Below are 24,438 nucleotides of genomic sequence, written 5' to 3'. Positions count from 1 at the left end.
TTACTCAAACCTGTGCGATCCATTTGCGGTGGGTATGGATCGACATCAAAACCCCAAACGCTGACAGTAGCGTCACCAGCGAAGTTCCGCCGTAGCTAATGAAGGGCAGCGGCACCCCTACAACTGGCAACAAGCCACTGACCATGCCGATATTGACGAACACATAAACGAAGAAGGTCATCGTCAGGCTGCCTGCCAACAGCTTGCCGTAGAGCGTCTGCGCCTGAGCGGTGATCACCAGCCCGCGGCCGATCAGCGCCAGGTAGATCAACAGCAGTGCGCAGATACCCACCAGGCCAAACTCCTCGCCAAGCACCGCGATGATGAAGTCGGTGTGGCTTTCGGGCAGAAAGTCCAGGTGCGATTGCGTACCCATCAGCCAGCCTTTGCCGAACACCCCGCCCGAACCGATCGCGGCCTTGGACTGAATGATGTTCCAGCCAGTGCCCAGCGGGTCGCTTTCCGGATCGAGGAAGGTCAGGATGCGTTGCTTCTGATAGTCATGCATGAAGAAGAACCACATCACCACCGCTGCTGGCACTGCCGCCGCGACCACGCTCAGTATCCAGCGCCAGCGCAGGCCTGCCATGAACAAAACGAAAGCACCTGAAGCCAGAATCAACAGCGAAGTACCCAGGTCGGGTTGGCGCACGATCAGCACGAACGGCACACCGATCAGGCCCAGGCTCGCCACCACATGCTTGAGGTGCGGCGGCAGGTTGCGCTTGGACAGGTACCAGGCGATGGTTGCCGGCATGATGATCTTCATGAATTCCGACGGTTGGAAGCGGATCACCCCGGGAATGTTGATCCAGCGCGTGGCGCCCATGGCGTTATGGCCCATCACGTCCACTGCCACCAGCAGCACCACCCCGATCACGTAGGCGAGGGGCACCCACCGAGCCATGAAACGTGGCTCGACCTGCGCGATGACGAACATCGATACCAGGCCGATCCCGAACGAAGACGCCTGCTTGATCAACAAATCCCAGCTTTTGCCACTGGCCGAATACAGCACGAACAGGCTGCCGGAGGCCAGGATCAGCAGGAGGATCAACAGGGGGCCGTCGACATGAATGCGCTGCAGGAACGATGCGCGCCGGCGCATCACGTCTTCGCTCGACAGAATGCGGTCGAAGTTATTCTTCACGTGCCTTGCTCCCGCTGTCGGTGGTGCTGGCGATTTCGGGTTTGAGCTGCCCATCGGGGCCCAGCAGCCAGGCGTCCATCACTTCGCGCAGCACCGGCGCCGCAACGCCGGAGCCGGCCTCGCCGTTTTCCAGCATCACCGAAACGGCGATGCGCGGGTTGTCGGCAGGCGCGAAACCTACGAACAAGGCATGGTCGCGGTGGCGCTCCTTGACCTTGCTGCGGTCGTATTTCTCGCCCTGGCGGATCGCGACCACCTGCGCCGTCCCGCTCTTGCCGGCCACCCGGTAGGGCGAGCCGAGAAACGCCTTGCGCGCGGTGCCGCGCAGATTCTGGGTGACTTGCTCCATGCCGTGGGTAACCCGCGCCCAGTCACCGGGGTCACGCAGCACGATGTTCGGGATCGGGTCTTGATCTACGGGTGGCTGGCCGCCGATGGCCTTGGCCAGGCGGGGGCGGTTCCAGCGGCCCTTGTTAGCGATCAATGCAGTGGCCTGGGCCAACTGCAACGGCGTGACCTGCATGTATCCCTGGCCAATGCCGAGGATCACGGTTTCCCCAGGGAACCAGGCCTGGCGGCGGGTCAAGCGCTTCCACTGGCGGTCAGGCATCAGCCCGGGCGCCTCCTCGAACATGTCCAGGGACACCTTGCGGCCGATGCCGAAACGGCCCAGATAATCAGACAGCCGATCAATACCCAGCTTGTGAGCCAGGTCATAGAAATAAGTGTCGTTGGAACGCATGATGGCGGTGTCCAGGTCAACCCAACCGTCGCCTGAGCGGTTCCAGTTGCGGTATTTGTGGTCGACATTGGCCAGTTGGTAATAGCCGGGGTCGAACACCCGCGAGCTCGGCGTAACCACACCGCCGTCAAGGCCTGCGATGGCCACGGCCGGCTTGATGGTCGAGCCTGGCGGATAAAGGCCCCGCAGTACGCGGTTGAACAGTGGCCTGTCGATCGAGTCGCGCAGTTCGGCGTAGGCCTTGAAGCTGATGCCGGTAACGAAAGGGTTCGGATCGAAGCTGGGCTGGCTCACCATGGCCAGCACCTCGCCGTTACGCGGGTCGAGTGCCACGATCGCGCCACGGCGCCCACCCAGGGCCTTTTCAGCAGCTTCCTGTAGCTTCACGTCCAGCGTCAGCACGAGGTCCTTGCCGGGCTCGGGGTCGGTTCGCTTGAGCACGCGCATCACCCGGCCTCGGGCATTGGTCTCTACCTCTTCATAGCCAACCTGCCCATGAAGCTCATCTTCGTAGAAGCGCTCGATGCCCGTCTTGCCGATCTGGTGGGTGCCACTGTAGGCCACCGGGTCCAGGCTCTTGAGCTCTTTTTCGTTGATCCGGCCCATGTACCCTACCGAATGCGCGAAATGCTCGCCCTGCGGGTAATGGCGGGTCAATTGAGCGACGACGTCCACACCGGGCAGGCGAAACTGGTTCACGGCGATGCGGGCGATCTGCTCTTCGCTGAGCTCCATCAGGATCGGCACCGGTTCGAAGGGCCGACGCCCCTGGCGCAGGCGCTTCTCCAGCAACGCGCGATCATCGGCACTCAGGCCGAGCACTTCCACGACGGTATCGAGTGTTTCCTGCCATTTCCCCGCGCGTTCCCGAGTGATACTCAGGTTGAAGCTGGGCCGGTTGTCTGCGATTACCACGCCATTACGGTCGTAGATCATCCCACGAGGTGGCGGGATGGGCTGCACATGGACGCGGTTGTTTTCAGAAAGCGTGGAGTGGTACTCGTACTGGATCACCTGCAGGTAATACAGCCGCCCGATCAGCACGCATAACAGGCACACCACCACCACGGCACCGACCAACACGCGTGTGCGTACCAGGCGCGCGTCCTTTTCGTGGTCCTTGAGGCGAATGGGCTGGGTCATGGCACGCTGCGCATGGCGTTATTTGTGGTACGGGTGCCCGGACAGCACGGTCCAGGCACGGTAGATCTGCTCGCCGATCAGGATACGCACCAGCGGGTGTGGCAAGGTCAGTGGCGACAGCGACCACCGCTGCTCGGCCCGCGCGCATACCTCGGGCGCCAGCCCCTCGGGGCCGCCCACCATGAGGTTCACGGTACGTGCGTCCAGCCGCCAGCGATCCAGCTCCACAGCCAGTTGCTCGGTGCTCCAGGGCTTGCCATGCACCTCCAGAGTGACGACGCGCTCGCCAGGTTGCACCTTGGCCAACATCGCCTCGCCTTCCTGGCGGATCATCCGCGCCACGTCGGCATTCTTGCCCCGGGTGGTCAACGGAATCTCCACAAGCTCCAGGGGCAGCTCGGGCGGCAGGCGCTTGGCATACTCCTGCCAGCCCTGCTCCACCCAGCCGGGCATGCGCGAGCCCACCGCGATCAGACGAATTCGCACAGCAGGCGCTTAGGCTTGTTCGTCAGGGCCGTGAGCGGCGCGGCTCTGCTCGGCGCCCTTCCACAGGCGCTCCAGGTCGTAGAACTGGCGAGCGGCGGAGGTCATCACGTGAACCACCACGTCGCCTAGGTCCAGCAGCACCCAGTCGCTGTCGCCCTTGCCCTCTTCGGAGAGCGGCTGCACGCCTTGGGCCTTCACCTTCTCACGCACGTGCTCGATCATCGAGTTGACGTGGCGGCTGGAAGTACCGGTGGCAATCAGCATGAAGTCGGTGATGCTGGTCTTTTCCTTTACATCCATGCACAGGATGTCCTGTGCCTTGATGTCTTCGAGGGCGGCGGTGGCCAGTTCCACCAGCGCTTCGCTGTTGAGGGTGTTCTTGCTGTTCATAGAAACTCGTATGTATTCAGGTCATATGCGCGCCCGCAAGGGGCTACGCGAGTATTCACAATGGCTTACGGTACAGACCGTTAGCCTCGATATAAGCCAGTACAGCATCGGGTACCAGGAACCGTACCGACTGGCCGTTGGCAAGCGATTGCCGGATTTGCGTGGCAGACACCGCCAGGGGGGTCTGCCAGACGAACGTGATATTGCCTGCAGGCCCGGTGAGCGCGTGAGGGTCGGTCACCTGGCGAGCGGCGAGCAAGTCACGCAGCGCCTCGGGGGCTTCCACATCGGCATCCGGCCGCTGCAGCACGATGATGTGGCAATGCTGCAGCAAGGCTTCCCAGCGATGCCACCCCGGCAGCCCGCAAAAGGCATCCCAGCCCAATAACAGAAACAATGGGGCCTGCTCCCCCAGCTCGGCGCGCATCGACTCCAGGGTGTCGACGGTATACGAGGGCTTGTCGCGCAGCAGCTCCCGCCCGTCGACCCGCAAAGGCGCCGCGCCCTGCACGGCCAGCTCGACCATGCGCAGGCGCTGCTGCGGCGCCACTTGCGGGGTGTCGCGGTGCGGCGGGCGGAAGTTGGGCACCAGGCGCAACTCGTCCAGTGCCAGCAGGTCGGCCACTTCCAGCGCGCTGCGCAGGTGGCCGATGTGCACAGGGTCGAAGGTGCCCCCCAGTACTCCCGTGCGCCGGAGCCCGCTTGCCTGCCCGCTCAATGGCTCGACTCACCGCGCAGCTGGCCATCGCCGATGACCACGTACTTCTCGCAGGTCAAGCCTTCCAGGCCGACCGGCCCCCGGGCGTGAATCTTGTCGGTGGAAATACCGATTTCCGCACCCAGGCCGTATTCGAAGCCATCGGCGAAGCAAGTTGGGGTGTTGAGCATCACCGAGGCGGAATCCACCTCGGCAAGGAAGCGGCGCCCCTCGCCCTGGTGATCGGTGACGATCGAGTCGGTGTGGTGCGACCCGTAGTGGTTGATATGCTCGATGGCTGCGTCCAGGTCCTCGACCACCTTCACAGAAAGAATCGGCGCGAGGTACTCGGTGCTCCAGTCTTCTTCGTTGGCCACCTGAACATCGACGATCTCGCGGGTGCGCTCGCAGCCGCGCAGCTCCACACCTTTTTCTCGGAACTGGGCGACCATCGCCGGCAGGAACGCCTCGGCGACCACCTCATTGACCAACAGGGTTTCCATCGCGCCGCAGATGCCATAGCGGTAGGTCTTGGCGTGGAAGGCGATGCGCTGGGCCTTGGGCAGGTCGGCGTACGCCGACACGTACACATGGCAGATGCCGTCGAGGTGCTTGATCACCGGCACCCGGGCGTCGCGGCTGATACGCTCGATCAGGCCGCGCCCTCCCCGGGGCACGATGATGTCGACATACTCCGGCATGGTGATCAGCGCGCCGACCGCTTCACGATCGGTGGTTTCGACCACCTGCACCACTGCCGGCGGCAACCCGGCCTGCTCCAGGCCCTGGGCAATGCAACGGGCGATGGCACGGTTGGACTCGATGGCCTCCGACCCTCCACGCAGGATGGTGGCATTGCCCGACTTCAGGCAAAGGCTGGCCGCATCGATGGTCACGTTCGGCCGCGATTCGTAGATGATGCCGACCACGCCCAGCGGCACGCGCATCTTGCCGACCTGGATACCCGAGGGGCGGTAGCTCATGTCGCGGATCGCGCCCACTGGGTCTGGCAGGGCCGCGACCTGGCGCAGGCCCTCGATCATGCCGTCTATGCGCGCCGGGGTCAGCTCGAGGCGATCTAGCAGCGCCGGGTCGAGCCCGGCTGCGCGGCCGGCGGCCATGTCCTGTGCATTGGCGCTGGCCAGTTGCGGGCGCGCGGCGTCCAGGGCGGCGGCAGTGGCCAGCAGCGCACGGTTCTTCTGCCCGGTGCTGGCGCGGGCGATAGCCCGCGAGGCATCGCGGGCGGCACGCCCGAGGCGGGCCATGTAGTCAAGAACGGACTCGGTCATGGGATCTGGGCTTGATCTGCGGGGAAAGCGGCTGATTATAGCGAGCGCGCCGCCCCACGCCCAGCGCTGCCGGGCAGAAGGTTGGTAAACAGCTGTAACAATCTCTGTTAAGGGCCAATTCAGCAGTGCGTTGCTATCATCGGTGGCCGTGAACCACTGCCGAGCATTGCACACCGTGCCATCCCCCCTGCCAGACGCTTTCTTCGACCGCGATGCGCAATGCGTGGCGCGCGCCCTGCTGGGCAAGGTCATCCGCCACCGTCAGGGCCCGCTGTGGCTGGCGGCGCGGATCATCGAGACCGAAGCCTATTACCTGGCCGACAAAGGCAGCCACGCCTCCTTGGGTTACACCGAAAAGCGCAAGGCGCTCTTTCTGGATGGCGGGCACATCTACATGTATTACGCCCGCGGCGGCGATTCGCTCAATTTCAGTGCCCACGGCCCCGGCAATGCCGTGCTGATCAAGGCAGGGTTCCCCTGGGTCGACTCCCTCAGCGACGCCAACGCCCTGGCCCAGATGCAACTGAACAATCCTGATGCCAAAGGCAACCCGCGCGCACCTGAGCGCCTTTGTGCCGGGCAGACACTGCTGTGCCGGGCACTGGGCCTGAAAGTGCCCCGCTGGGACGCTCAGCGCTTCGACCCTGACCACTTGTATGTCGACGACTGCGGCATCACCGTGCAACGGGTCATCCAGACCACGCGGCTGGGCATCCCCCGTGGCCGTGACGAACACCTGCCCTATCGTTTTGTCGACGCCGACCATGCCCGCCATTGCACCCGGAACCCGCTTCGCCGGGGCCAGGTCGAAGGCCGCGATTACCAGATCTTGACCGAAGGAATGCCCCTATGGCCTGGCTCGAAAGCCTGAATGCCTGGCTCGGCGCCCACCCGCAGTGGTTGGGCTTCGCCGTTTTCATAACCGCCTGCATCGAGTGCCTGGCGATCGCCGGGCTCATCGTGCCAGGCACCGTGATGCTCTTCGCCATTGCCGCGCTCGCCGGTGGCGGGGCTTTGGGCCTAGGGGAAACGCTGCTGCTGGGGTACCTGGGCGGCCTGCTGGGCGACGCGCTTTCGTACGCAATCGGCCGCGGCCTGCATCAGAACATCCGCAACCTGCCGGGCCTGCGCAGCCATCCGCAGTGGCTTTCGGGCGCTGAAAGCTATGTAACACGCTACGGCATTGCGAGCCTGCTGATCGGGCGCTTCATCGGCCCTTTGCGGCCCATGCTGCCGATGGTGGCAGGCATGCTGGAGATGCCTGTATTGCGCTTTGCACTGGTCAGTTTGCTGGCTGCGGCCGGTTGGTCGGTGGCGTACCTGATGCCCGGCTGGATGGCGGGCGCTGCCGTGCGCTTGCCGCTGCCCGATGGGTTCTGGCCACAGGCAGCGGTGGTGGCCTGCGGCATCGCCGCACTGGTGGGCCTGAGCGCGCACAGCGCATGGCACCAGAAGCCACGCACGATCCTGCTGGTGGCGGGTACGGCCTTCGCCCTGCTGCTGGCAATACTGGTCGGCTGGCCCTGGCTCAATGCCTTCGACCAAGGCCTGAGCAGCCTGGTGCAGGAGCACCGAAGCGCGGCGATGGATCACGCAGTGGTCATGGTGACCCGCCTGGGCGACTTCCGTACCCAGCTGTTCCTCGGCGGCCTGCTGGTGCTCACCCTGGCAATCGCGCGCCAGTGGCGCAGCGCATTGTTCGCCGGCGGTACGCTGGTGGCCACCGCGCTGGGCAACACCGTGCTCAAAGCCTTCTTCGGCCGGGCCCGGCCTGAAGTGCTGCTCGACCCGCTCACCAGTTTCAGCATGCCCAGTGGCCATAGCTCCGGCACATTCGCCTTCTGCCTGACGCTGGCGCTGCTCGCAGGCCGAGGCCAACCGCCACGGATGCGCCTTGCGTGGATCCTCATCGGCTGTGTACCCGCACTGGCGGTAGCTTTTTCACGGGTTTACCTGGGGGCGCACTGGCCCAGCGACGTGATCGCCGGCGCCCTGCTCGCGGCGACCATGTGCGCGGCCTCGTTCGCGCTGAGCCAACGCTACTACCGCCTCCCCCCCATGCCGGCGCGGGCCTGGTGGCTGGTACTTCCTGTTTGTGCGGCCTGGCTGGCATTCAGCGCAACCCATGCCCTGCCGCATGCACTGATGCGCTACGAATACTAAGGCTGGCGCGGCAGCGCCGCGCAGGGGGCGGTATCAGAAACGAAACACTTCCATGTCGGTACGGATAGGCGTAGCCAGCGGAATCTTGGATTTCTCCGGCACGTCGTCCTTGCGGGCCTGGGCGGGCGCCTTGCGGGGCTCGTCGGCAACCGACTGGCTGGCCAGCGGCTTGAGCGACGCGCTCATTTGCTCGGCCAGGCGCTGCAACAGCACGCCCTGTGCCTGCACCTGCGCCGCGGCGCTGCCAGCATGTTTTTCTTCGAGGTGAATGATCTTGTTGTCACGCACCTGGCCACGCCGGTCGATCAGCCGCCACTGTGCATCGAGCACCGCCGGCTGGTCTGTGCCGGAGTCCAGGCGGGTAATCGACAGCAGCACCTGTACATCAGGGGTGAAAGTGTTTGCCGAAGGCGCCAGCATCACACGCTGGCTGTCCAGCCGCCATGCCAGCTGGCGCAACAGCAATTGATCGATATCCGAAGACAGGCTGCCAGCCCAGCGCCCTTCGGTCGACGCCCTCAGGCTGCCGTCCGGCTGGCGTTGCAGCAAGGTCTCACGTTGCAGGTAATCGGCCACCGATACCGGGCCGAGCAATACCGCCATGCCAGCCTGATGGGGCTGGCCCGGATTACCGCTGTCGAGCTGATAAAGCGCGGCCGGGCGCTGTGAACTACAACCGGCAAGGCCCAGCAGCCCCACTAGCACCATCAATACAGGAAGACGCGAAAAGGTCATCATTTTATCCAGGCGGCAATAACGATGAACGCCGCAGTGCCATAGCTACGAGAACAAGCGGCAGAGCAATCTGCCGTAACAAAGGCGCATATCATCCGCGAATGTGCGCCATTTCTCCAGTGCTCAAGGGCTGATCGGCCAACCTGGCACCGCCAAAGGCGCTCAGGTTGGCCTTCGGTGGGTCAGGCGGGCCTTTCCACCGTCAGTGCGTCCACCCGCTGGAAGCCACGGGGCAGTTTATTGCCCCGCCGGCCGCGCTCGCCCTTGTAATGCTCCAGGTCATCGCCCTTGAGCGACAGCGTACGCTTGCCAGCCTGCAACACAAGCGTAGCGCCCTGGGCTATTACCGCGATGCCGGTGACGTATTCCTCACGGCTTGCAACGCGATCGCCGGGCACACCGATGATCTTGTTGCCCTTGCCCTTGGCCAATTGGGGGAGGTCTGCAATGCGGAACACCAACAGCCGCCCCTCGGTAGTGACCGCCGCCAGGCAGTCGTTCTCGCGATCGCCGATGGCTTGCGGGGCGATCACCTTGGCGCCGTTAGGCAGGCTCACCAGGGTTTTCCCCGCCTTGTTCTTGGCCTGCAGGTCTTCGCCCTTGACCACGAAGCCGTAGCCGGCATCGGAAGCGATCACATACAGCGCCTGGTCGTCGGGCATCAGCACACACTCGAACTGCGCACCGGGCGGCGGGGTGAGCCGGCCGGTGAGCGGCTCGCCCTGGCCCCGAGCCGACGGCAGTGTGTGGGCGGCCACTGAATAGCTGCGCCCGGTGGAATCGATGAATACGGCGAATTGGTTGGAGCGCCCCTGGGCACTGAGCTTGAAGCCGTCGCCAGCCTTGTAGGAAAGCCCGGTGGCATCGATGTCATGACCCTTGGCGCAGCGCACCCAGCCTTTCTCGGACAGCACCACCGTGACTGGCTCGGTCGGCATCAGCTCGTTATCGGCCAGGGCACGGGCCTCGGCGCGCTCTACGATGGGTGAGCGGCGCTCGTCGCCGTAGGTCTTGGCGTCGGCGATCAGCTCGCTGCGCACCAGCTTCTTGAGCTTGGCTTCACTGCCCAGCAGCGCCAGCAGGCTTTCGCGCTCCTTGACCAGCGCATCCTGCTCATCGCGGATCTTCATCTCTTCAAGCCGCGCCAGTTGGCGCAGGCGGGTATCGAGGATGTAGTCGGCCTGGGTTTCGGACAGCGCGAAGCGCTCGATCAAGCGCGCCTTGGGGTGATCCTCGGTGCGGATGATGTGGATCACTTCATCCAGGTTGAGGTAAGCGACCAGCAAGCCATCGAGCAGGTGCAGGCGGCGCTCGACTTTGTCCAGGCGGAACTGCAGCCGGCGCCGCACGGTGCGCAGGCGGAACTCCAGCCACTCCTGCAACAGCGCGCGCAGGTTCTTCAACTGCGGCCGGCCATCCAGGCCAATGATATTGACGTTGACCCGGTAGGTGCTTTCCAGGTCCGTGGTGGCGAACAAATGCTGCATCAGCGCCTCGACATCCACTCGGTTGGAGCGCGCGATGATGACGATGCGGCAAGGGTTTTCGTGGTCGGACTCATCACGCAGGTCGGCGACCATGGGCAGCTTCTTGGCCTGCATCTGCGCTGCGATCTGCTCCAGCACCTTGGCACCGGAGACCTGGTGAGGGAGCGCGGTGACGACGATATCGCCGTCTTCGACTCGGTAGACCGCCCGCATGCGCACCGAACCGCGGCCGTTCTCATAGATCTTCAGCAGTTCGCTGCGCGGGGTGACGATCTCGGCTTCGGTGGGGTAGTCAGGGCCGGGGATGTGCTCGCACAACTGCTCGACCGTGGCCTTGGGGTCATCGAGCAGGCGTACACAGGCAGCGGCGACTTCACGCAGGTTGTGCGGCGGTACATCGGTGGCCATGCCCACGGCGATGCCGGTGGTGCCGTTGAGCAGGATATTGGGCAGGCGTGCCGGCAATACGGCTGGCTCGTCGAGGGTGCCATCGAAGTTCGGTACCCAGTCGGCGGTGCCCTGCCCCAGCTCGCTGAGCAGCACTTCGGAATAGCGCGACAGCCGCGCCTCGGTATAGCGCATGGCAGCGAAGGATTTTGGATCGTCCGGCGCACCCCAGTTACCTTGGCCATCGACTAAGGTATAGCGATAGCTGAAGGGCTGGGCCATCAGCACCATGGCTTCATAGCAGGCGGAGTCACCGTGAGGGTGAAACTTGCCGAGCACGTCGCCGACGGTTCGGGCAGACTTTTTGTGCTTGGCGTCGGCGTCCAGGCCCAGCTCGCTCATGGCGTAGACGATGCGCCGCTGAACCGGCTTGAGGCCGTCGCCGATGTGCGGCAACGCGCGGTCCATGATCACGTACATGGAGTAGGTCAGGTAGGCCTGTTCGGTGAAGTCAGCCAGTGAGCGGCGTTCTACGCCGTCCAGGCTGAGGTCCAGGGAGTTGCTCATGCAAGCCTCATGGTGTCGGATGTTGGCGCAGCAGCAGTGTGCCGCCACGCTGGTTGAATTCAAGTCGTTTCAGGGCGCTCATGCCCAGCAGCACGGTGCTGTCGCCCATGCCCGGCATCACCACCGCGCTCACGTCGCGTAGCTCGATGCCGCCCAACGAGAGGCTGGCCACCCGGCTTCGAGCGCCCTCGGCCAGGCCATTGGCGGTGCTGAGCGTCACCGGCGCACCGGTGGGCAGCCCCAGGCCCGCTGCCAGCTCGGCGGGTACCGCAACCTGCGTGGCGCCGGTATCGACCATGAAGGTCACCGGCTGGCCGTTGACCTTGCCGCTGGCAACGAAATGGCCTTGCCGGTTCGCCTGCAGCCGAACTTCGATCACGCCATTGGCCAGCGCCGTAGCGACCTGCTGGTTGGGGTTTTCCTGACGCGCCTCCCAGCTGCCGAAAAAACGCGTGGCCAGGAAGATCCCTGCCACCCAAGCGGCAATCAGCAGCAGCTTGCCGGCACGGCTGCCAGGCGGCGCAGCACCGCTCATGGTGTGCTCATCCAGCCCCCGGCGGGCGCGGCGAAGCGCCAGACCACCGGGCGGGTTTCGCCGTCCTGGCGCTTCCACTGGTTGTTGTCGGTGCCTACCCAGGCGCCGTCTTCATCGAGCGCCAGGGCTTCGGTCAAGCCGTAGATCTCCCGATACCGGCGCTGAGGGGCCAGCGCGGTGCCGGCGAATGACCAGCACGCCTCCACCTTGGCCGATGCGGCGTCTCGACGGCAGATACGATAGGCATTGCGCTCCAGAGTGAAGAGCTTGCCGCGGTACAGCGCCAAGTCGGAGAAGTCCAGGCTTACGGCCGCCTTGGGGTCCACAGCACTGGGCTGGCTGCCGCCTTCGCTGAGCAATACGCAACTGCCGTCGCAGCCCCACTGGCCATCGCGTTCCCGGACCCGCAGCAGGCCGCGCTTTTCGCGCTCCGCCGCCAACCACAGCTGCTTGCCATCAGGCGATACGGCGAGCCCCTCGAAGATCGCATTGAAGTGCTGGAGCATGCCGGCCTTACGGGCCTGGGCAATCACTTCAGGCGCGAACGGCAGCCACTGCGCCGCCCCTTGCGCAGGGATCTTCAGCACAGCGGCATGGGCCTCGCTGACCAGATAGGTGTTGCCCTGGGCATCGCAACTAACCCCCTCGAAGTCATGGGCCCCGCCACGCACCACAGCTGCGGCGCTGGCAGTGGCGCGCAGTTTCCAGTCAAGGCCGGTGTCTGGGGCTGCCGGCGCGTCGAAGGTACGCGGCTCAGCCCGCCAGGCCGAGCCGCCGCGCTCGAAGCGGTAAAGGCGGTCGTCGTCACGGTCCGACTCGCCCCACAGCGCACCGCCACATTCGGCAAGCCCGGAGAGATTGCCCTGGGCCATGCCGTCGATGGCATGCTCACCTTGCAGCACCAGCTCAGGCTGGGCGGCTGCCGCGAACAGGGGCAATGCCAGCAACCCCAACAGCAGCCCTGCCGATGGCCTCAAACCAGCACCTCGGCAAGGTTGCCCTTGGCCTCCAGCCAGCTCTTGCGATCGGCCGCGCGCTTTTTCGCCAGCATCATGTCCATGATTTCGCGGGTAGGCTCCAACTCGCCCAGCGCCAGTTGCACCAGGCGGCGGGTGTTGGGGTCCATGGTGGTTTCACGCAATTGAGGCGGGTTCATTTCGCCCAGCCCTTTGAAGCGGGTCACCTGAGGCTTGCCGCGCTTCTTCTCGGCCACCAGGCGGTCGAGGATGCCGTCGCGCTCGGCTTCGTCCAGGGCGTAGTAGATTTCCTTGCCCAAGTCGATGCGGTACAGCGGCGGCATGGCCACATACACGTGGCCGGCCTCCACCAGCGGGCGAAAATGCTGCACGAACAGTGCGCAGAGCAAGGTGGCGATGTGCAGGCCGTCGGAGTCGGCGTCGGCGAGGATGCAGACCTTGCCGTAGCGCAGTTGCGAGAGGTCGGTGGCACCGGGGTCGACACCAATGGCCACGGCGATGTTGTGCACCTCCTGGCTGGCCAGCACTTCGTTGCCGTCTACTTCCCAGGTGTTGAGGATCTTGCCGCGCAGCGGCAGGATGGCCTGGAATTCTTTGTCACGCGCCTGCTTGGCCGAGCCGCCGGCCGAGTCGCCCTCGACCAGAAACAACTCGGCACGTGCTGGGTCTTGCCCTGCGCAGTCAGCGAGCTTGCCGGGAAGGGCCGGGCCCTGGGTGATGCGCTTGCGCTCGACTTTCTTGCTGGCTTTCAGGCGCCGGCCAGCGTTGCTGATGGCCAGCTCCGCCAGCTGCAGGCCCAGCTCCGGGTGCTCGTTGAGCCACAGGCTGAAGGCGTCTTTCACGACACCGGAAACGAACGCCGCCGCCTCGCGGGACGACAGCCGCTCCTTGGTTTGCCCGGAAAACTGCGGGTCCTGCATCTTGGCCGACAGCACGAAGGCAATACGTTCCCAGACATCTTCCGGGGCCAGCTTCAACCCGCGCGGCAACAGGTTGCGGAATTCGCAGAACTCGCGCATGGCGTCGAGCAGGCCTTGGCGCAACCCGTTGACATGGGTGCCGCCCTGCGCGGTCGGGATCAGGTTGACGTAGCTTTCCTGGATGCTCTCGCCGCCTTCGGGCAGCCAGAGCAGCGCCCAGTCGACGGCTTCCTTGTTGCCGGCCAGGCTGCCGCAGAACGGCTCCAGCGGCAGCCGCTCGACATCGGCCACCGAGTCGGCCAGGTACGAGCGCAGGCCGTCTTCGTAATGCCACTGCACCTTCTCGCCGCTGCCTTTGTCTTCGAAGGTGACCTCAAGGCCCGGGCACAACACGGCCTTGGCCTTGAGCACATGCTTGAGGCGGCTGACGGAAAATTTCGGAGAATCGAAATATTTCGGGTCTGGGGAGAAATAGACGCTGGTGCCGGTATTGCGCTTGCCCACGCTGCCGACCACTTCCAGGTCGGTGGCCTTGAAGCCGTCGGCGAAGGTCATCTGGTATTCATTGCCGTCACGCTTGACCCGCACTCGCACCTGGGTGGAGAGGGCGTTGACCACCGAGATGCCCACCCCGTGCAGGCCGCCGGAAAACTGGTAGTTCTTGTTGGAAAACTTACCGCCAGCGTGCAGCTTGGTGAGGATCAGCTCGACGCCCGGCACGCCTTCTTCGGGGTGGATGTCGACTGGCATGCCGCGGCCGTCATCGACGACTTCCAAGGAGTGATCGGCGTGGAGGATCACCTGGATGGAGCTCGCATGGCCGGCCAGGGCCTCGTCGACGCTGTTGTCGATGACCTCCTGGGCCAAGTGATTGGGGCGGCTGGTGTCGGTGTACATGCCCGGGCGTTTGCGCACCGGGTCGAGGCCCGAGAGGACTTCGATGGCGTCGGCGTTATAGGAACTCGCGCTGGGGGTGGCCATGGGGTCTCGTCGTCAAAAGGTTGAATCGGGTTTCAGGCCTGCCAATGCCAACAGGCGCGGCAAGCGTTGGGCAAAGCCCTGGTAGCTGTGGTCGCCACCGGTTTGCACATCGACCGCGCAGCCTTGGTAGAACTGCACGGCATGGCGGTAATCGAGGGTTTCATCACCGGACTGCAGCCAGACTTCGATGGCTGCACCCCGCTCGGGCGGCGGTACTTCCAGCTCGGCCAGCGCATCGATGTGGTCGAGCGTGAGCTCCCAGGTTTCACCGCTGTAAAGGTTGGCCTGGGTGCCTAGGTAGCCGTCGAACAGCCGGTGCGGGTTCACCGCCGGGTTGATGAGCACCGCGTGCAGGCCCAAGCGATGGGCCAGGTGGGTCGCATAGTAGCCGCCCAGGGAACTGCCGACCAGCAATGGGTTACCACCCAGTGTTTCGATGGCCTGCTGCAACTGGATGATCGCCTGGCGCGGGTGGTGATGCAGTGCCGGCACCTGAAGCCGCTCTGAAGCGCCCAGGCCCGCCACAGCCTCGCTCAACTGCTGGGCTTTGACCGACAAGGGCGAGCTGTTCAGGCCGTGAATATAAAGGATGCCGCTGCTCATCAGTAACCGCTTCCGCCGAAATCCCGGGAAAATTCAAAACCCTCCACCCGCACGACTGCGGTATCGAGAGTGCCATCGGGGTTCAAACGCAGCCACCGATACCCAGGGGCTGTGCGCTCCACGCCGAAATCCTCCGAGCCTGGGGCGAACTGGATGCAGGTCGACGGCGACGCCAGCAGGCGCACACCATTGCGCTGGGTATCCCACTGCTGATGGATATGCCCCCAAAGAATGGCGCGAACCTGGGGAAAGCGGTCGACTACGGCGAAAAAGGCATCGGCGTTACGCAACCCTATGGGCTCCATCCATTTGCAGCCGATGGACACCGGATGATGATGCAGGCAAATCAGGTGATGGCGAGTGGGTTCATCGGCCAGGCCGTCTTCGAGCAGTTTGAGCTGGTCGTGCGAAAGCAGCCCCGGCACCGACCCTGGCACGGAGGAATCAAGCATGATCACGCGCCAGTTGCCGACATCGGTGACCGGGTCGAGCAATTCGCTTTGCCCGTAAAGGTCCTGCATCACCGCCGACTCATCGTGGTTGCCGGGGATCCAGCGCTTGGGCGCATCGATACCGGAGGTCATGGCCTTGAAGCGGCGATAGGACTCCACGGTGCCATCTTGTGATTGATCGCCCGTGGCCAGCATCAGGTCATAGCGATGCCCGTCGGCTTCCACCCGTTGCAGCACGCGTTCGAGGCTTGCACGGGTGTTCATGCCCAGCAGCTCGCCGTCCTCCTCAGCGAACAAATGGCTGTCGGTCAACTGCAGCAGCAGCACCGAATCTTCAGGCGTTGCGTAAACGTTCGGCAAAACCATCCCCTTTTGGTTGAGCTACGAGCGGCAAGCTCCAAGCTGCAAATAAATTGCGCACTGCCAGCCACCAAGCCCCGCTTGATGCTTACAGCGACAAGCTTGGAGCTTACCTGACCGTTTCGTATTCGTGGCCGCAGGCCAGGCAGTGGCTCAGCCATTCGCCCAGAAAAAGGTTGAGTTGAGCCTTCTCATCGGGCTGGTGCATCGCGGCGTTGGGGTAAGGGTAGATGCTGCGAAACCGCCGGGTGTGCTCGGCGCCCACGACCTCGGCCATGCGCGCGTCATGGTACACCTGCACCTCCATGTGCGGCACCGGGAGCCAAGGCAGGCTGTGCTGCTGGCTGACCCGCAGGGTACTGGTGTAGGGCCCCGCCTGGGTTACCTCCAGCAATAGCACGCCGAGCATTTGATCGCCTTGGGTCATGGCGATCCGCCGCGAACGCTGCTCGCCGCGCATGCCGGGCAGCAGGCGCATCAGGCGGGCGTAGTTGGCCTCGCAGGCCGCTTGCAGCGCGGCGAGGTCTACTCGGTAGCGTTCGCGAAACCTGTTCACTTCCACATCCCCCTGATTTCCTCACGATTGAGCGCCAGCCACTGGATGGCGATGATCGTCGCTGCGTTGATGATCTTCCCGTCGCGCACGGCTTGCAAGGCATCTTCGAACGCCCAGACGCTCACGCGGATGTCCTCGCCTTCAGCCTCCAGGCCATGAAGGCCGCCGGCCTCGCTGCTGTCGCACTGGCCCAGGTACAAATGCACGTATTCGTCGCTGCCGCCGGGCGAAGGAAAATACTTGGTGATCGGCCACAATGCTTTAAGTTGCAGGCCGGCTTCTTCGACCGCTTCGCGACGGCCGACGTCTTCCGGGTCTTCGCCGGGCTTGTCGATCAACCCGGCGACCATTTCGACCAGCCAGGGATTGTCGACCTTCTGCATCGCCCCGACGCGGAACTGCTCGATCAGCACCACTTTGTCGGCGACAGGATCGTACGGCAGCACGCACACCGCATCGTGGCGCACGAACAACTCGCGGCTGATCTGCTTGCCCATGCCGCCGGCAAAGAGCTCATGGCGAAGGTACAGTTTGTCAACCTTGTAGAACCCCTTGAAGCAGTTCTCGCGCTTTTCGATTTCGACCTGGGTCGGTACGGACGCGCTGGCATCGGTCATGGTAATGCTCCTGTCTTCCATGGGGGTTGGGGCGCATCGTAGCGCGGTGCCAAGGCTTGCGCACGCTTTGCGGATCAGAGGCGCAAGTGGGGTCATCTGCGGGTAATTCAAGCCCGAGGCTGGTGGCGAACCGCGCGCGCCGTTTATAGTCCAAGCACGACTTCATACGTGCCCAAGGATATTCATGTCGCTGCCCCGACTGACCGCACTGGCCCTGTTGGTGGCCAGCCTTTCTGCCTGCCAGAGCTTGTTCCAGCCTGCCCAGGACAAACCGTTGCCCAGCCAGCGCGAGGCCTGGGAACACACCAAACCCGGCTGCACCGGCAACGAGTGCCCCCTGGTGAATATAGACACCCTGCACTTTGCCGACGAACCTGCGCTGGACGCGCTGGTACAGCAACGCTTGCTGGCGCTGACCGGCCTCAAGCCGCCACCGGCGAGCCTGCAAGCCTATGAGCAGCAGTTCCTGGCCAGTGCTGCGCCGCGCAATGCCAGCTACCTGCAAGCCAAGGTACGCGAGCAGCATGACGGGCTGGTGATCGTGGAGCTGTCCAGTTACCTGGACAAAGGCGGCGCCCATGGCGAGCCCGGGCGTGGTTTCATCAATTATTCGCGCGCCCAGCACAAGGCGCTGACGCTGCAGGACATGCTGGTGCCCGGCCAGGAAAGCACTTTTTGGCTTGCGGCCCAAGAGGCGCACCGCGGCTGGCTCATCGATGCCAAGCTGGCCCAAGACCCAGGCTTCGTCAAGCAATGGCCGTTCCAGACCACCGACAACATCGCCCTGGGGCAACGCGCGGTGCTGCTCAAGTACGACGTGAGCAGCATTGCGCCTTACGCATTGGGGCACATCGAGCTGGCGATTCCCTACGCCAGGCTCAACGGGGTGATCAAGCCGGAGCTGGTGCCGGCGCGCCGCTGAACAACCGGCCCAGCACTGCCTGCAACAGGGCCGCGATCAGCAGCGAAGGCAGTGTTGCGCCCAGCTCTGGCCAATGGTTGGCCAGTAGCTGATAGGTCACCACACCCCCCGCCCAGGCCACCAGCGCCGGCCAGCCCAGCGCTGGCAAGGCCAGGCGGGCGCGGCGCCGGCGCAGCAAAAAGTGGTCCACCAGCACTACACCGAACAGCGGCGCAAACACCGAGCCGATCAGCAGCAGGAAGGTTTGGTACTCGGCCAGGGGCGCAAACGCGGCGATCAGGGTGCAGAGCACCCCGATCGCCAGCGCCAGATGGCGAACCTCGACCTTCGCCAGCAAGCCCACTGACACCGCTGCCGAATGGACATCGGCAAAGGCGTTTTCCGACTCGTCCAGCAAGATCAGCAGCAGCGGGATACCCACACCGGCCCCGGCCAGTGCCAGCAGCAACGCGTTCCCCTCGCCGGTGGGCGCAAACGCCAGCGTGTAGGCCACACCCAGCCCCATCAGCCACAGGTTGCCGAGAAAAAAGCCCAGCGCCGTGCCGCCGAAGGTACAGCGCGCCCCGCGACCGAAACGCGAGTAGTCGGCGATCAGCGGCAGCCATGAAAGCGGCATCGCAATGGCGATGTCGAACCCTACCGCCAAAGCCATCGAACCGTCACCAGGGCGGCGCCACAGCGCGCCGAGGTCGGCCTGGCGCAGCAGGTTGAAGGTCAGCCACAGGCACGCTGCCAGCAACAGCCAGATGCCCCATTTACGCAGTACGCGGCGCACGAAGGTCAGAGGGCCAGCCACCGCCAGGAAGGTTACAAGCGCACCGAACAGCAGCGTCCAGGCCAACGGGCTGGCCGCCAGGCTGCCTTCGCCGAAGGTGCGTGCCCCCAGCAGGCTCGCCGAATCGCGCATTACCACCACTTCGAAGGCGCCCCAGCCGACCAATTGCAACAGGTTGAGCAGCGCTGGCAGCGCCGCGCCCTGCCGGCCCAGGCTCTGGCGCAGCGACGCCATGGCCGAAAGCCCGGTATCGGTGCCGATCACACCGGCTGCGGCCAGCAGCAGCACGCCCACCAGGGTGCCGAGCACGATGGCCAGCAGGCCCTGGGCCAAACCCAGGCCCGGCGCCAGCAAGGCGCCGGTCTGCAGCACCATCAGGCCGACGCCCAGGGAAAACCACAGCGAAAACAGGTCGCGGCCACCCAGCACTCGCTGGTCGGCAGCCACGACGGCATTGGGAGAATAGAGATTAGGGTTCATGTCAGTCTCGGTCGAACGCTACAGTGACGCCCCCGGCGGCGGGCTCACCCCACCGCCGGGCCACGCTCACACCTTGTGATACAGCTGGCTGCCTTCGCTCTTGAAGCGCTCGGCCTGTTCGCGCAGGCCTTGCTCCACCGTCACATCGACGCTGTCGATCTTCTGGCTGGCGGCGTATTCGCGCACTTCCTGGGTGATCTTCATCGAGCAGAACTTAGGCCCGCACATCGAGCAGAAATGCGCGACCTTCGCAGACTCCTTGGGCAGCGTTTCATCGTGGTAGGCCCGAGCGATGTCTGGGTCCAGGCCCAGGTTGAACTGGTCCTCCCAGCGAAACTCGAAGCGCGCCTTGGAGAGCGCGTTGTCGCGGATCTGCGCCCCGGGGTGGCCCTTGGCGAGGTCGGCGGCATGGGCGGCGATCTTGTAGGTGATGATGCCGGTCTTCACGTCGTCCTTGTTGGGCAACCCCAAGTGCTCTTTGGGCGTCACGTAGCACAGCATTGCACAGCCGAACCAGCCGATCATCGCCGCCCCGATGCCGGAGGTGATGTGGTCGTAGCCCGGCGCGATGTCGGTGGTCAGCGGGCCCAGGGTGTAGAACGGGGCTTCGTCGCAGCACTCGAGCTGTTTGTCCATGTTCTCCTTGATCAACTGCATCGGCACGTGGCCTGGGCCTTCGATCATGCATTGCACATCGTGCTTCCAGGCGATCTTGGTCAGCTCACCGAGGGTTTCCAGCTCGCCGAACTGGGCCGCGTCATTGGCATCGGCGATCGCGCCGGGGCGCAGGCCATCGCCCAGCGAGAAGCTCACGTCATAGGCCTTCATGATTTCGCAGATCTCTTCGAAATGCGTGTACAGGAAGTTCTCCTGGTGATGGGCCAGGCACCACTTGGCCATGATCGAGCCGCCGCGGCTGACGATGCCGGTGACCCGCTTGGCGGTCAGCGGCACATAGCGCAGCAGCACACCGGCATGGATGGTGAAGTAGTCCACGCCCTGCTCGGCCTGCTCGATCAAGGTGTCGCGAAACAGCTCCCAGGTCAGGTCTTCGGCAACGCCATTGACCTTCTCCAGCGCCTGGTAGATCGGCACCGTGCCGATCGGCACGGGCGAGTTGCGGATGATCCACTCGCGGGTTTCGTGAATGTGCTTGCCGGTGGACAGGTCCATGACCGTATCCGACCCCCAGCGAATGCCCCAGGTGAGCTTGGCCACTTCCTCTTCGATGGAAGAGCCCAGTGCGCTGTTGCCGATGTTGCCGTTGATCTTCACCAGGAAGTTGCGGCCGATGATCATCGGCTCCAGCTCGGTGTGATTGATGTTGGCCGGGATGATCGCACGGCCGCGAGCGATCTCCTGGCGTACGAACTCCGGCGTGATTTCTTTCGGGATATTGGCGCCGAAGCTGTGGCCGGCGTGTTGCTCCTTCAGAAGCCCGGCGGCCCTGGCCTCCTGCAACTTCATGTTTTCGCGGATGGCCACATACTCCATCTCGGCGGTGATGATGCCTTTGCGCGCATAGTGCATCTGAGACACATTCGCCCCAGCCTTGGCACGCCGCGGCTTGTTCACATGAGCGAAGCGCAGGGCCGCCAGCGCTGGGTCGGCAAAGCGCTGCTGGCCAAATTCCGAAGACAACCCGGCCAGGCGCTCGGTGTCGCCCCGGTCGTCGATCCAGGCTGAACGCACGTCGGCCAGGCCTTTACGCACGTCGATCTGCACGTTGGGGTCGGTGTAGGGGCCGGAGGTGTCGTAGACCATTACTGGCGGGTTGATTTCGCCGCCGAAGTCGGTGGGTGTGGTGTCGAGGGTGATTTCGCGCATTGGCACACGGATATCCGGGCGCGAGCCCTGCACGTAGACCTTTTGCGAACGGGGAAAGGGTTTGACGGACTGCTCATCGACCTGGGCCGATTCGCTCAGTGCAATCTGTTGTTGTTTTTGACTCATCGCAGGCTCTCCAACGGTTGGTTGAGCCGGGGATGAACCTGAAGGACAGTGTGCGCGGCAGCGGCGTGCCGGGCACGGAGGGCGTGAATACGCATCCCGGGCCCAACACAAGAGGGCTCGCCGGGAAGCGAGCAATCTTGTTCCCTACGCAGGCTTCAACCTGATCAGGTTCAACGGGATCCGGACATATCCGATCTCAGCCTCTCATGTGAGGCACCCCGACAAGAACTGCCCGGGAGTGTAGCCAAGTGCCGCTCTTTTAGCCAATGCCAAGGATATAACCGCACTGCCCGTGGTCGGAAAAGGCGCCGGTTCCTATACTCAGCCGGCACTGATCAGGGAGCGAAAGGATGTTCAAGCATTGTGGCTGGCTGTTGGCGATGGGCGTGCTCGGCAGTTTGCCCGCCTGGGCAGAAGGGCCATTGGCCAGCCACACCGACCTGATGAGCGTGTATCGCGAAGCCGCGGCCAACAACGCCGACCTCGCTGCCTCTCGCGCCGACTATGCCGCGCGCAGCGAAGCCGTACCCCAGGCGCGCGCCGGGCTGCTGCCGAACCTCTCGGCCGGGGCCGACGTCAACGACAGCCGCCAGAGCGTCCCGGTCAGCGGCCAGGACGTGACCGCCAACCGCAGCGGCACCAGCTGGCGGGCCACCTTGAGCCAGCCGCTGTTTCGTGCCGACCGCTGGTTCCAGCTCAAGGCCGCACGGGCCAGCGACGAGCAGGCGGCGCTGGAGCTCTCTGCCACTGAACAGAACTTGATCCTGCAGAGCGCCGAGGCCTACTTCTCGGTACTGCGCGCACAGGATGGGCTGGCCACCGCCCGTGCCGAGGAAAACGCCTTCAAGTACCAGCTCGACCAGTCCAGCGAGCGCTTCAAGGTGGGCCTGACTGACCGCACCGACATGCTTCAGGCCCAAGCCAGCTACGATACCGCTCGCGCCAGCCGCTTGAGCGCCGAACGCCAGGTAGAAGACGCGTTTCAGGCGCTCGAAACCTTGACCAACCGCCACTACAACGCCCTGCAAGGGGTGGTGCACACCTTGCCGGTGCTGGCGCCCATCCCCAACGACGCCCGAGCCTGGGTAGACACCGCAGCGCAGCAGAACCTCAACCTTCAGGCCACCAGCCACGCCATCGACGCAGCCGAGGAGACGCTGCGCCAGCGCAAGGCCGGCCACGCACCGACACTCGATGCCGTGGCTGAATATCAACGCGGCGACAACGACAACTTCCAGCTGTCGAACCCCGCCCCGCGCGACGGCCAGCGCTACGGTAGCGATGTGACCCAGCAGACCATCGGCCTGCGCCTGAACATCCCGCTCTACAGCGGCGGCCTGACCAGCTCGCAAGTGCGGGAGGCCAGCCAGCGCCTTACCCAGGCGCAATACCAGCGCGAAGCGTTGCGTCGGCAAGTCGTGGAAAACACCCGCAACCTGCACCGGGCGGTGAACACTGACGTGGAACAGGTGCAGGCCCGGCGCCAGTCGATCATTTCCAACCAAAGCTCGGTGGAAGCTACGCAGATCGGCTATCAAGTCGGTACGCGCAACATCGTCGATGTGCTTCAGGCTCAGCGCCAGCTGTTCGCCTCGGTCAGTGACTACAACAACAGCCGCTACGACTACATTCTCGACAACTTGAGGCTCAAGCAGGCGGCCGGAACCCTAAGCCCGCAGGACCTGGAAGCGCTGGGGCGTTACCTGAAGACCGACTACAACCCGGACAAGGACTTCCTGCCGCCTGACCTCGAAAGCAAGGCCCGCGAGCTGCTCAAGCCTCAAACCGGCGGGCCGACCGCCCGCAGCGCCGCCACTAGCCTGCCCAGCGCGCCCTGATTGGCGCGCATCACCTCAAGCCCCGCCACGCTCATGCGCTCGGCGGTCTGCGGCAGCTCGATCAACTCGCGCAGGGCCTCGGCCAGCTCCTCTGCGTTTTCCACCACGCGCAGGGCCTGGGCGTCGCGCAACTGCGCGGCGATATCGAGAAAATTGAACAGGTGCGGGCCGCTCAGCACCGGGCGGCGAAGGGCGGCGGGCTCGAGCAGGTTGTGCCCACCGGTCGGCACCAGGCTGCCGCCGACGAAGGCGATATCGGCCAAGGCGTAGAGAAACAGCAGCTCGCCCATGGTGTCACCGACCATCACCTGGGTATCGGCCTGCACCGGCTCGCCACTCGAACGGCGCACGCAGGCGAACCCCTCGCCCACCGCCAGGCGATGCACTTCGTCGAAGCGCTCGGGATGGCGCGGCACCAGCAGTAACAAGGCATCAGGGCAGTGCTGCAGCAGCAGCCGATGCGCTGCCAGCACGTACTCGTCTTCACCGGCATGCGTGCTGGCGGCAATCCAGACCGGCCGCGCGGTGGCCTGCCACTGCTCCCGCAGCAGGGCCGCCTCACTGGCAAGATGGCCGGGGACTTTCAGATCGAACTTGATCGAGCCGGTAACCTGCACGCATTCCGGGCGCGCACCCAATTGGCGAAAACGCTCGGCTTCGGTTTCGGTCTGGGCCGCGATCAGCTTGAGCGCGCCCAGCATCGGCCGAGTGAGTTTGGGAAAGCGCCCGTAGCCCTTGGCCGAGCGCGCCGACAGGCGAGCGTTGGCCAGGGCCATAGGGATGCCGCGCACGGCGCACACATCGACATAGTTGGGCCATAGCTCGGTCTCCATCACCACCGCCAGGCGAGGGCGGGTGTGGCTCAGGAAACGGCGCACCATCCAGGGCAGGTCGTATGGCAGGTAGCAGTGGTGCACCCGAGGCTCGCTGGCGAACAGCGCGCGAATGCGCTCTGAGCCGGTGGGCGTCATGCAGGTCATCACCACGGGCAACCCCGGGTATTGCGCCAGCAACTCACGCACCAGGGGTGCTGCCGCGATGCTTTCGCCTACCGACACCGCGTGAACCCAGATACCGGAGGTAGGCAGCGGCGGCAGGCTCAGGGCGAAGCGCTCGCCAATGCGCTGGCGATACGCCGGGGCCTTGCGACCGCGCAGCCAGAGGCGCAGGGCGATGATCGGCAGCGCCAGGGTAAACAACAGGGTATAGAGGTGTCTGTTCATGGCCGCGAAG

At 64.5% G+C, this 24,438-nt stretch carries 22 protein-coding genes and 1 riboswitch; of the genes, 4 read left to right on the top strand and 18 right to left on the bottom strand.

Annotated features, from left to right (window positions below):
• Positions 1-4: 4 nt before the first annotated feature.
• From rodA to F474_RS12060, 6 genes are read right to left on the bottom strand one after another with little or no spacing between them, the layout of a single operon-like run.
• Complete coding sequence (rodA, locus tag F474_RS12085; protein ID WP_165830311.1) at positions 5-1,108, bottom strand: rod shape-determining protein RodA; 1,104 nt, start codon at positions 1,106-1,108, stop codon at positions 5-7.
• A 31-nt stretch (positions 1,109-1,139) separates the two neighbouring features.
• Entirely contained in the window at positions 1,140-3,035 is a 1,896-nt protein-coding gene (gene mrdA, locus F474_RS12080; RefSeq protein ID WP_097084637.1) for a penicillin-binding protein 2, read from the bottom strand.
• 18 nt (positions 3,036-3,053) lie between these two features.
• On the bottom strand, positions 3,054-3,521 hold the full coding sequence (gene rlmH / locus F474_RS12075) for a 23S rRNA (pseudouridine(1915)-N(3))-methyltransferase RlmH (RefSeq protein WP_097084636.1): 468 nt from the start codon (positions 3,519-3,521) through the stop codon (positions 3,054-3,056).
• A gap of 9 nt (positions 3,522-3,530) precedes the next feature.
• On the bottom strand, positions 3,531-3,911 hold the full coding sequence (gene rsfS, locus F474_RS12070) for a ribosome silencing factor (protein ID WP_097084635.1): 381 nt from the start codon (positions 3,909-3,911) through the stop codon (positions 3,531-3,533).
• 55 nt (positions 3,912-3,966) lie between these two features.
• Positions 3,967-4,629, bottom strand: a complete 663-nt coding sequence (gene nadD / locus F474_RS12065; RefSeq protein ID WP_097084634.1) for a nicotinate-nucleotide adenylyltransferase — start codon at positions 4,627-4,629, stop codon at positions 3,967-3,969.
• Positions 4,626-5,897: a glutamate-5-semialdehyde dehydrogenase gene (locus F474_RS12060; RefSeq protein ID WP_097084633.1), complete on the bottom strand. Its 1,272-nt coding sequence runs from the start codon at positions 5,895-5,897 to the stop codon at positions 4,626-4,628. The genes nadD and F474_RS12060 overlap by 4 nt, the downstream gene beginning before the upstream one ends.
• A gap of 142 nt (positions 5,898-6,039) precedes the next feature.
• Here F474_RS12060 and F474_RS12055 point away from each other — a divergent pair, with 142 nt between their 5' ends.
• On the top strand, positions 6,040-6,768 hold the full coding sequence (locus tag F474_RS12055) for a DNA-3-methyladenine glycosylase (RefSeq protein WP_371916131.1): 729 nt from the start codon (positions 6,040-6,042) through the stop codon (positions 6,766-6,768).
• Positions 6,747-8,060, top strand: coding sequence for a bifunctional DedA family/phosphatase PAP2 family protein (locus F474_RS12050; protein ID WP_097084632.1), 1,314 nt, complete (start codon positions 6,747-6,749; stop codon positions 8,058-8,060). Before F474_RS12055 ends, F474_RS12050 begins: the two co-directional genes overlap by 22 nt.
• Positions 8,061-8,093: 33 nt before the next feature.
• Here F474_RS12050 and F474_RS12045 read toward each other — a convergent pair whose 3' ends face one another.
• The 9 genes from F474_RS12045 to F474_RS12005 all read right to left on the bottom strand — a co-directional run bounded on the left by F474_RS12045 (position 8,094) and on the right by F474_RS12005 (position 17,237).
• Entirely contained in the window at positions 8,094-8,798 is a 705-nt protein-coding gene (locus tag F474_RS12045; RefSeq protein WP_097084631.1) for a membrane integrity-associated transporter subunit PqiC, read from the bottom strand.
• A 179-nt stretch (positions 8,799-8,977) separates the two neighbouring features.
• Entirely contained in the window at positions 8,978-11,236 is a 2,259-nt protein-coding gene (gene parC, locus F474_RS12040) for a DNA topoisomerase IV subunit A (protein ID WP_097084630.1), read from the bottom strand.
• Positions 11,237-11,243: 7 nt separating this feature from the next.
• Positions 11,244-11,771, bottom strand: a complete 528-nt coding sequence (locus F474_RS12035) for a TIGR02281 family clan AA aspartic protease (protein ID WP_097084629.1) — start codon at positions 11,769-11,771, stop codon at positions 11,244-11,246.
• On the bottom strand, positions 11,768-12,748 hold the full coding sequence (locus tag F474_RS12030; protein ID WP_371916130.1) for an esterase-like activity of phytase family protein: 981 nt from the start codon (positions 12,746-12,748) through the stop codon (positions 11,768-11,770). Before F474_RS12030 ends, F474_RS12035 begins: the two co-directional genes overlap by 4 nt.
• A complete protein-coding gene (parE, locus tag F474_RS12025) occupies positions 12,745-14,649 on the bottom strand; it encodes a DNA topoisomerase IV subunit B (protein ID WP_097084628.1) in 1,905 nt (634 codons plus the stop codon). The genes F474_RS12030 and parE overlap by 4 nt, the downstream gene beginning before the upstream one ends.
• 12 nt (positions 14,650-14,661) lie before the next feature.
• Positions 14,662-15,252 (bottom strand): YqiA/YcfP family alpha/beta fold hydrolase, encoded by a 591-nt coding sequence (locus tag F474_RS12020; RefSeq protein WP_097084627.1) that lies wholly within the window; start codon positions 15,250-15,252, stop codon positions 14,662-14,664.
• Entirely contained in the window at positions 15,252-16,064 is an 813-nt protein-coding gene (gene cpdA / locus F474_RS12015) for a 3',5'-cyclic-AMP phosphodiesterase (RefSeq protein WP_097084783.1), read from the bottom strand. The genes F474_RS12020 and cpdA overlap by 1 nt, the downstream gene beginning before the upstream one ends.
• 109 nt (positions 16,065-16,173) lie before the next feature.
• Entirely contained in the window at positions 16,174-16,626 is a 453-nt protein-coding gene (locus tag F474_RS12010) for a DUF1249 domain-containing protein (RefSeq protein ID WP_097084626.1), read from the bottom strand.
• Entirely contained in the window at positions 16,617-17,237 is a 621-nt protein-coding gene (locus F474_RS12005; RefSeq protein WP_097084625.1) for an NUDIX domain-containing protein, read from the bottom strand. Before F474_RS12005 ends, F474_RS12010 begins: the two co-directional genes overlap by 10 nt.
• Before the next feature lie 184 nt (positions 17,238-17,421).
• Here F474_RS12005 and F474_RS12000 point away from each other — a divergent pair, with 184 nt between their 5' ends.
• On the top strand, positions 17,422-18,159 hold the full coding sequence (locus F474_RS12000; RefSeq protein ID WP_097084624.1) for an RsiV family protein: 738 nt from the start codon (positions 17,422-17,424) through the stop codon (positions 18,157-18,159).
• On the opposite strand, the gene cytX is transcribed toward F474_RS12000, so the two are convergent.
• Entirely contained in the window at positions 18,128-19,414 is a 1,287-nt protein-coding gene (gene cytX, locus F474_RS11995) for a putative hydroxymethylpyrimidine transporter CytX (RefSeq protein WP_097084623.1), read from the bottom strand. The two genes, F474_RS12000 and cytX, sit on opposite strands and share 32 nt — an antisense overlap.
• Before the next feature lie 66 nt (positions 19,415-19,480).
• Positions 19,481-21,367 carry a phosphomethylpyrimidine synthase ThiC gene (gene thiC / locus F474_RS11990; RefSeq protein WP_097084622.1) on the bottom strand — a complete coding sequence of 629 codons (1,887 nt, stop codon included), beginning with the start codon at positions 21,365-21,367 and terminating at the stop codon, positions 19,481-19,483.
• A gap of 124 nt (positions 21,368-21,491) precedes the next feature.
• Positions 21,492-21,598: riboswitch (TPP riboswitch) on the bottom strand.
• Between the two features lie 149 nt (positions 21,599-21,747).
• On the opposite strand from thiC, the gene F474_RS11985 reads away from it, so the two are divergent.
• Entirely contained in the window at positions 21,748-23,205 is a 1,458-nt protein-coding gene (locus F474_RS11985) for a TolC family outer membrane protein (RefSeq protein ID WP_256577720.1), read from the top strand.
• Here F474_RS11985 and waaA read toward each other — a convergent pair.
• Positions 23,148-24,428 carry a lipid IV(A) 3-deoxy-D-manno-octulosonic acid transferase gene (gene waaA, locus F474_RS11980; protein WP_097084620.1) on the bottom strand — a complete coding sequence of 427 codons (1,281 nt, stop codon included), beginning with the start codon at positions 24,426-24,428 and terminating at the stop codon, positions 23,148-23,150. The two genes, F474_RS11985 and waaA, sit on opposite strands and share 58 nt — an antisense overlap.
• Positions 24,429-24,438 lie beyond the last annotated feature (10 nt).

Origin of the sequence: Pseudomonas sp. URIL14HWK12:I12 (genome assembly GCF_003097135.1) — a bacterium.
Taxonomy (GTDB): Bacteria; Pseudomonadota; Gammaproteobacteria; order Pseudomonadales; family Pseudomonadaceae; genus Aquipseudomonas.
The sequence above is the reverse complement of the archived record's forward strand: the minus strand, read 5'-3'. Positions and strand labels throughout refer to the sequence as shown.

What these genes read in the sequence shown, in the direction of transcription:
- F474_RS12000 (WP_097084624.1), top strand. Translation starts at nt 17,422, where the DNA reads ATGTCGCTGCCCCGACTGACCGCACTGGCCCTGTTGGTGGCCAGCCTT.
- F474_RS12045 (WP_097084631.1), bottom strand. Translation starts at nt 8,798, where the DNA reads ATGATGACCTTTTCGCGTCTTCCTGTATTGATGGTGCTAGTGGGGCTG.
- F474_RS11985 (WP_256577720.1), top strand. Translation starts at nt 21,748, where the DNA reads ATGGGCGTGCTCGGCAGTTTGCCCGCCTGGGCAGAAGGGCCATTGGCC.
- F474_RS12060 (WP_097084633.1), bottom strand. Translation starts at nt 5,897, where the DNA reads ATGACCGAGTCCGTTCTTGACTACATGGCCCGCCTCGGGCGTGCCGCC.
- mrdA (WP_097084637.1), bottom strand. Translation starts at nt 3,035, where the DNA reads ATGACCCAGCCCATTCGCCTCAAGGACCACGAAAAGGACGCGCGCCTG.
- parC (WP_097084630.1), bottom strand. Translation starts at nt 11,236, where the DNA reads ATGAGCAACTCCCTGGACCTCAGCCTGGACGGCGTAGAACGCCGCTCA.
- F474_RS12050 (WP_097084632.1), top strand. Translation starts at nt 6,747, where the DNA reads ATGGCCTGGCTCGAAAGCCTGAATGCCTGGCTCGGCGCCCACCCGCAG.
- F474_RS12020 (WP_097084627.1), bottom strand. Translation starts at nt 15,252, where the DNA reads ATGAGCAGCGGCATCCTTTATATTCACGGCCTGAACAGCTCGCCCTTG.
- waaA (WP_097084620.1), bottom strand. Translation starts at nt 24,428, where the DNA reads ATGAACAGACACCTCTATACCCTGTTGTTTACCCTGGCGCTGCCGATC.
- rsfS (WP_097084635.1), bottom strand. Translation starts at nt 3,911, where the DNA reads ATGAACAGCAAGAACACCCTCAACAGCGAAGCGCTGGTGGAACTGGCC.
- thiC (WP_097084622.1), bottom strand. Translation starts at nt 21,367, where the DNA reads ATGAGTCAAAAACAACAACAGATTGCACTGAGCGAATCGGCCCAGGTC.
- rodA (WP_165830311.1), bottom strand. Translation starts at nt 1,108, where the DNA reads ATGCGCCGGCGCGCATCGTTCCTGCAGCGCATTCATGTCGACGGCCCC.
- F474_RS12005 (WP_097084625.1), bottom strand. Translation starts at nt 17,237, where the DNA reads ATGACCGATGCCAGCGCGTCCGTACCGACCCAGGTCGAAATCGAAAAG.
- parE (WP_097084628.1), bottom strand. Translation starts at nt 14,649, where the DNA reads ATGGCCACCCCCAGCGCGAGTTCCTATAACGCCGACGCCATCGAAGTC.
- cytX (WP_097084623.1), bottom strand. Translation starts at nt 19,414, where the DNA reads ATGAACCCTAATCTCTATTCTCCCAATGCCGTCGTGGCTGCCGACCAG.
- F474_RS12035 (WP_097084629.1), bottom strand. Translation starts at nt 11,771, where the DNA reads ATGAGCGGTGCTGCGCCGCCTGGCAGCCGTGCCGGCAAGCTGCTGCTG.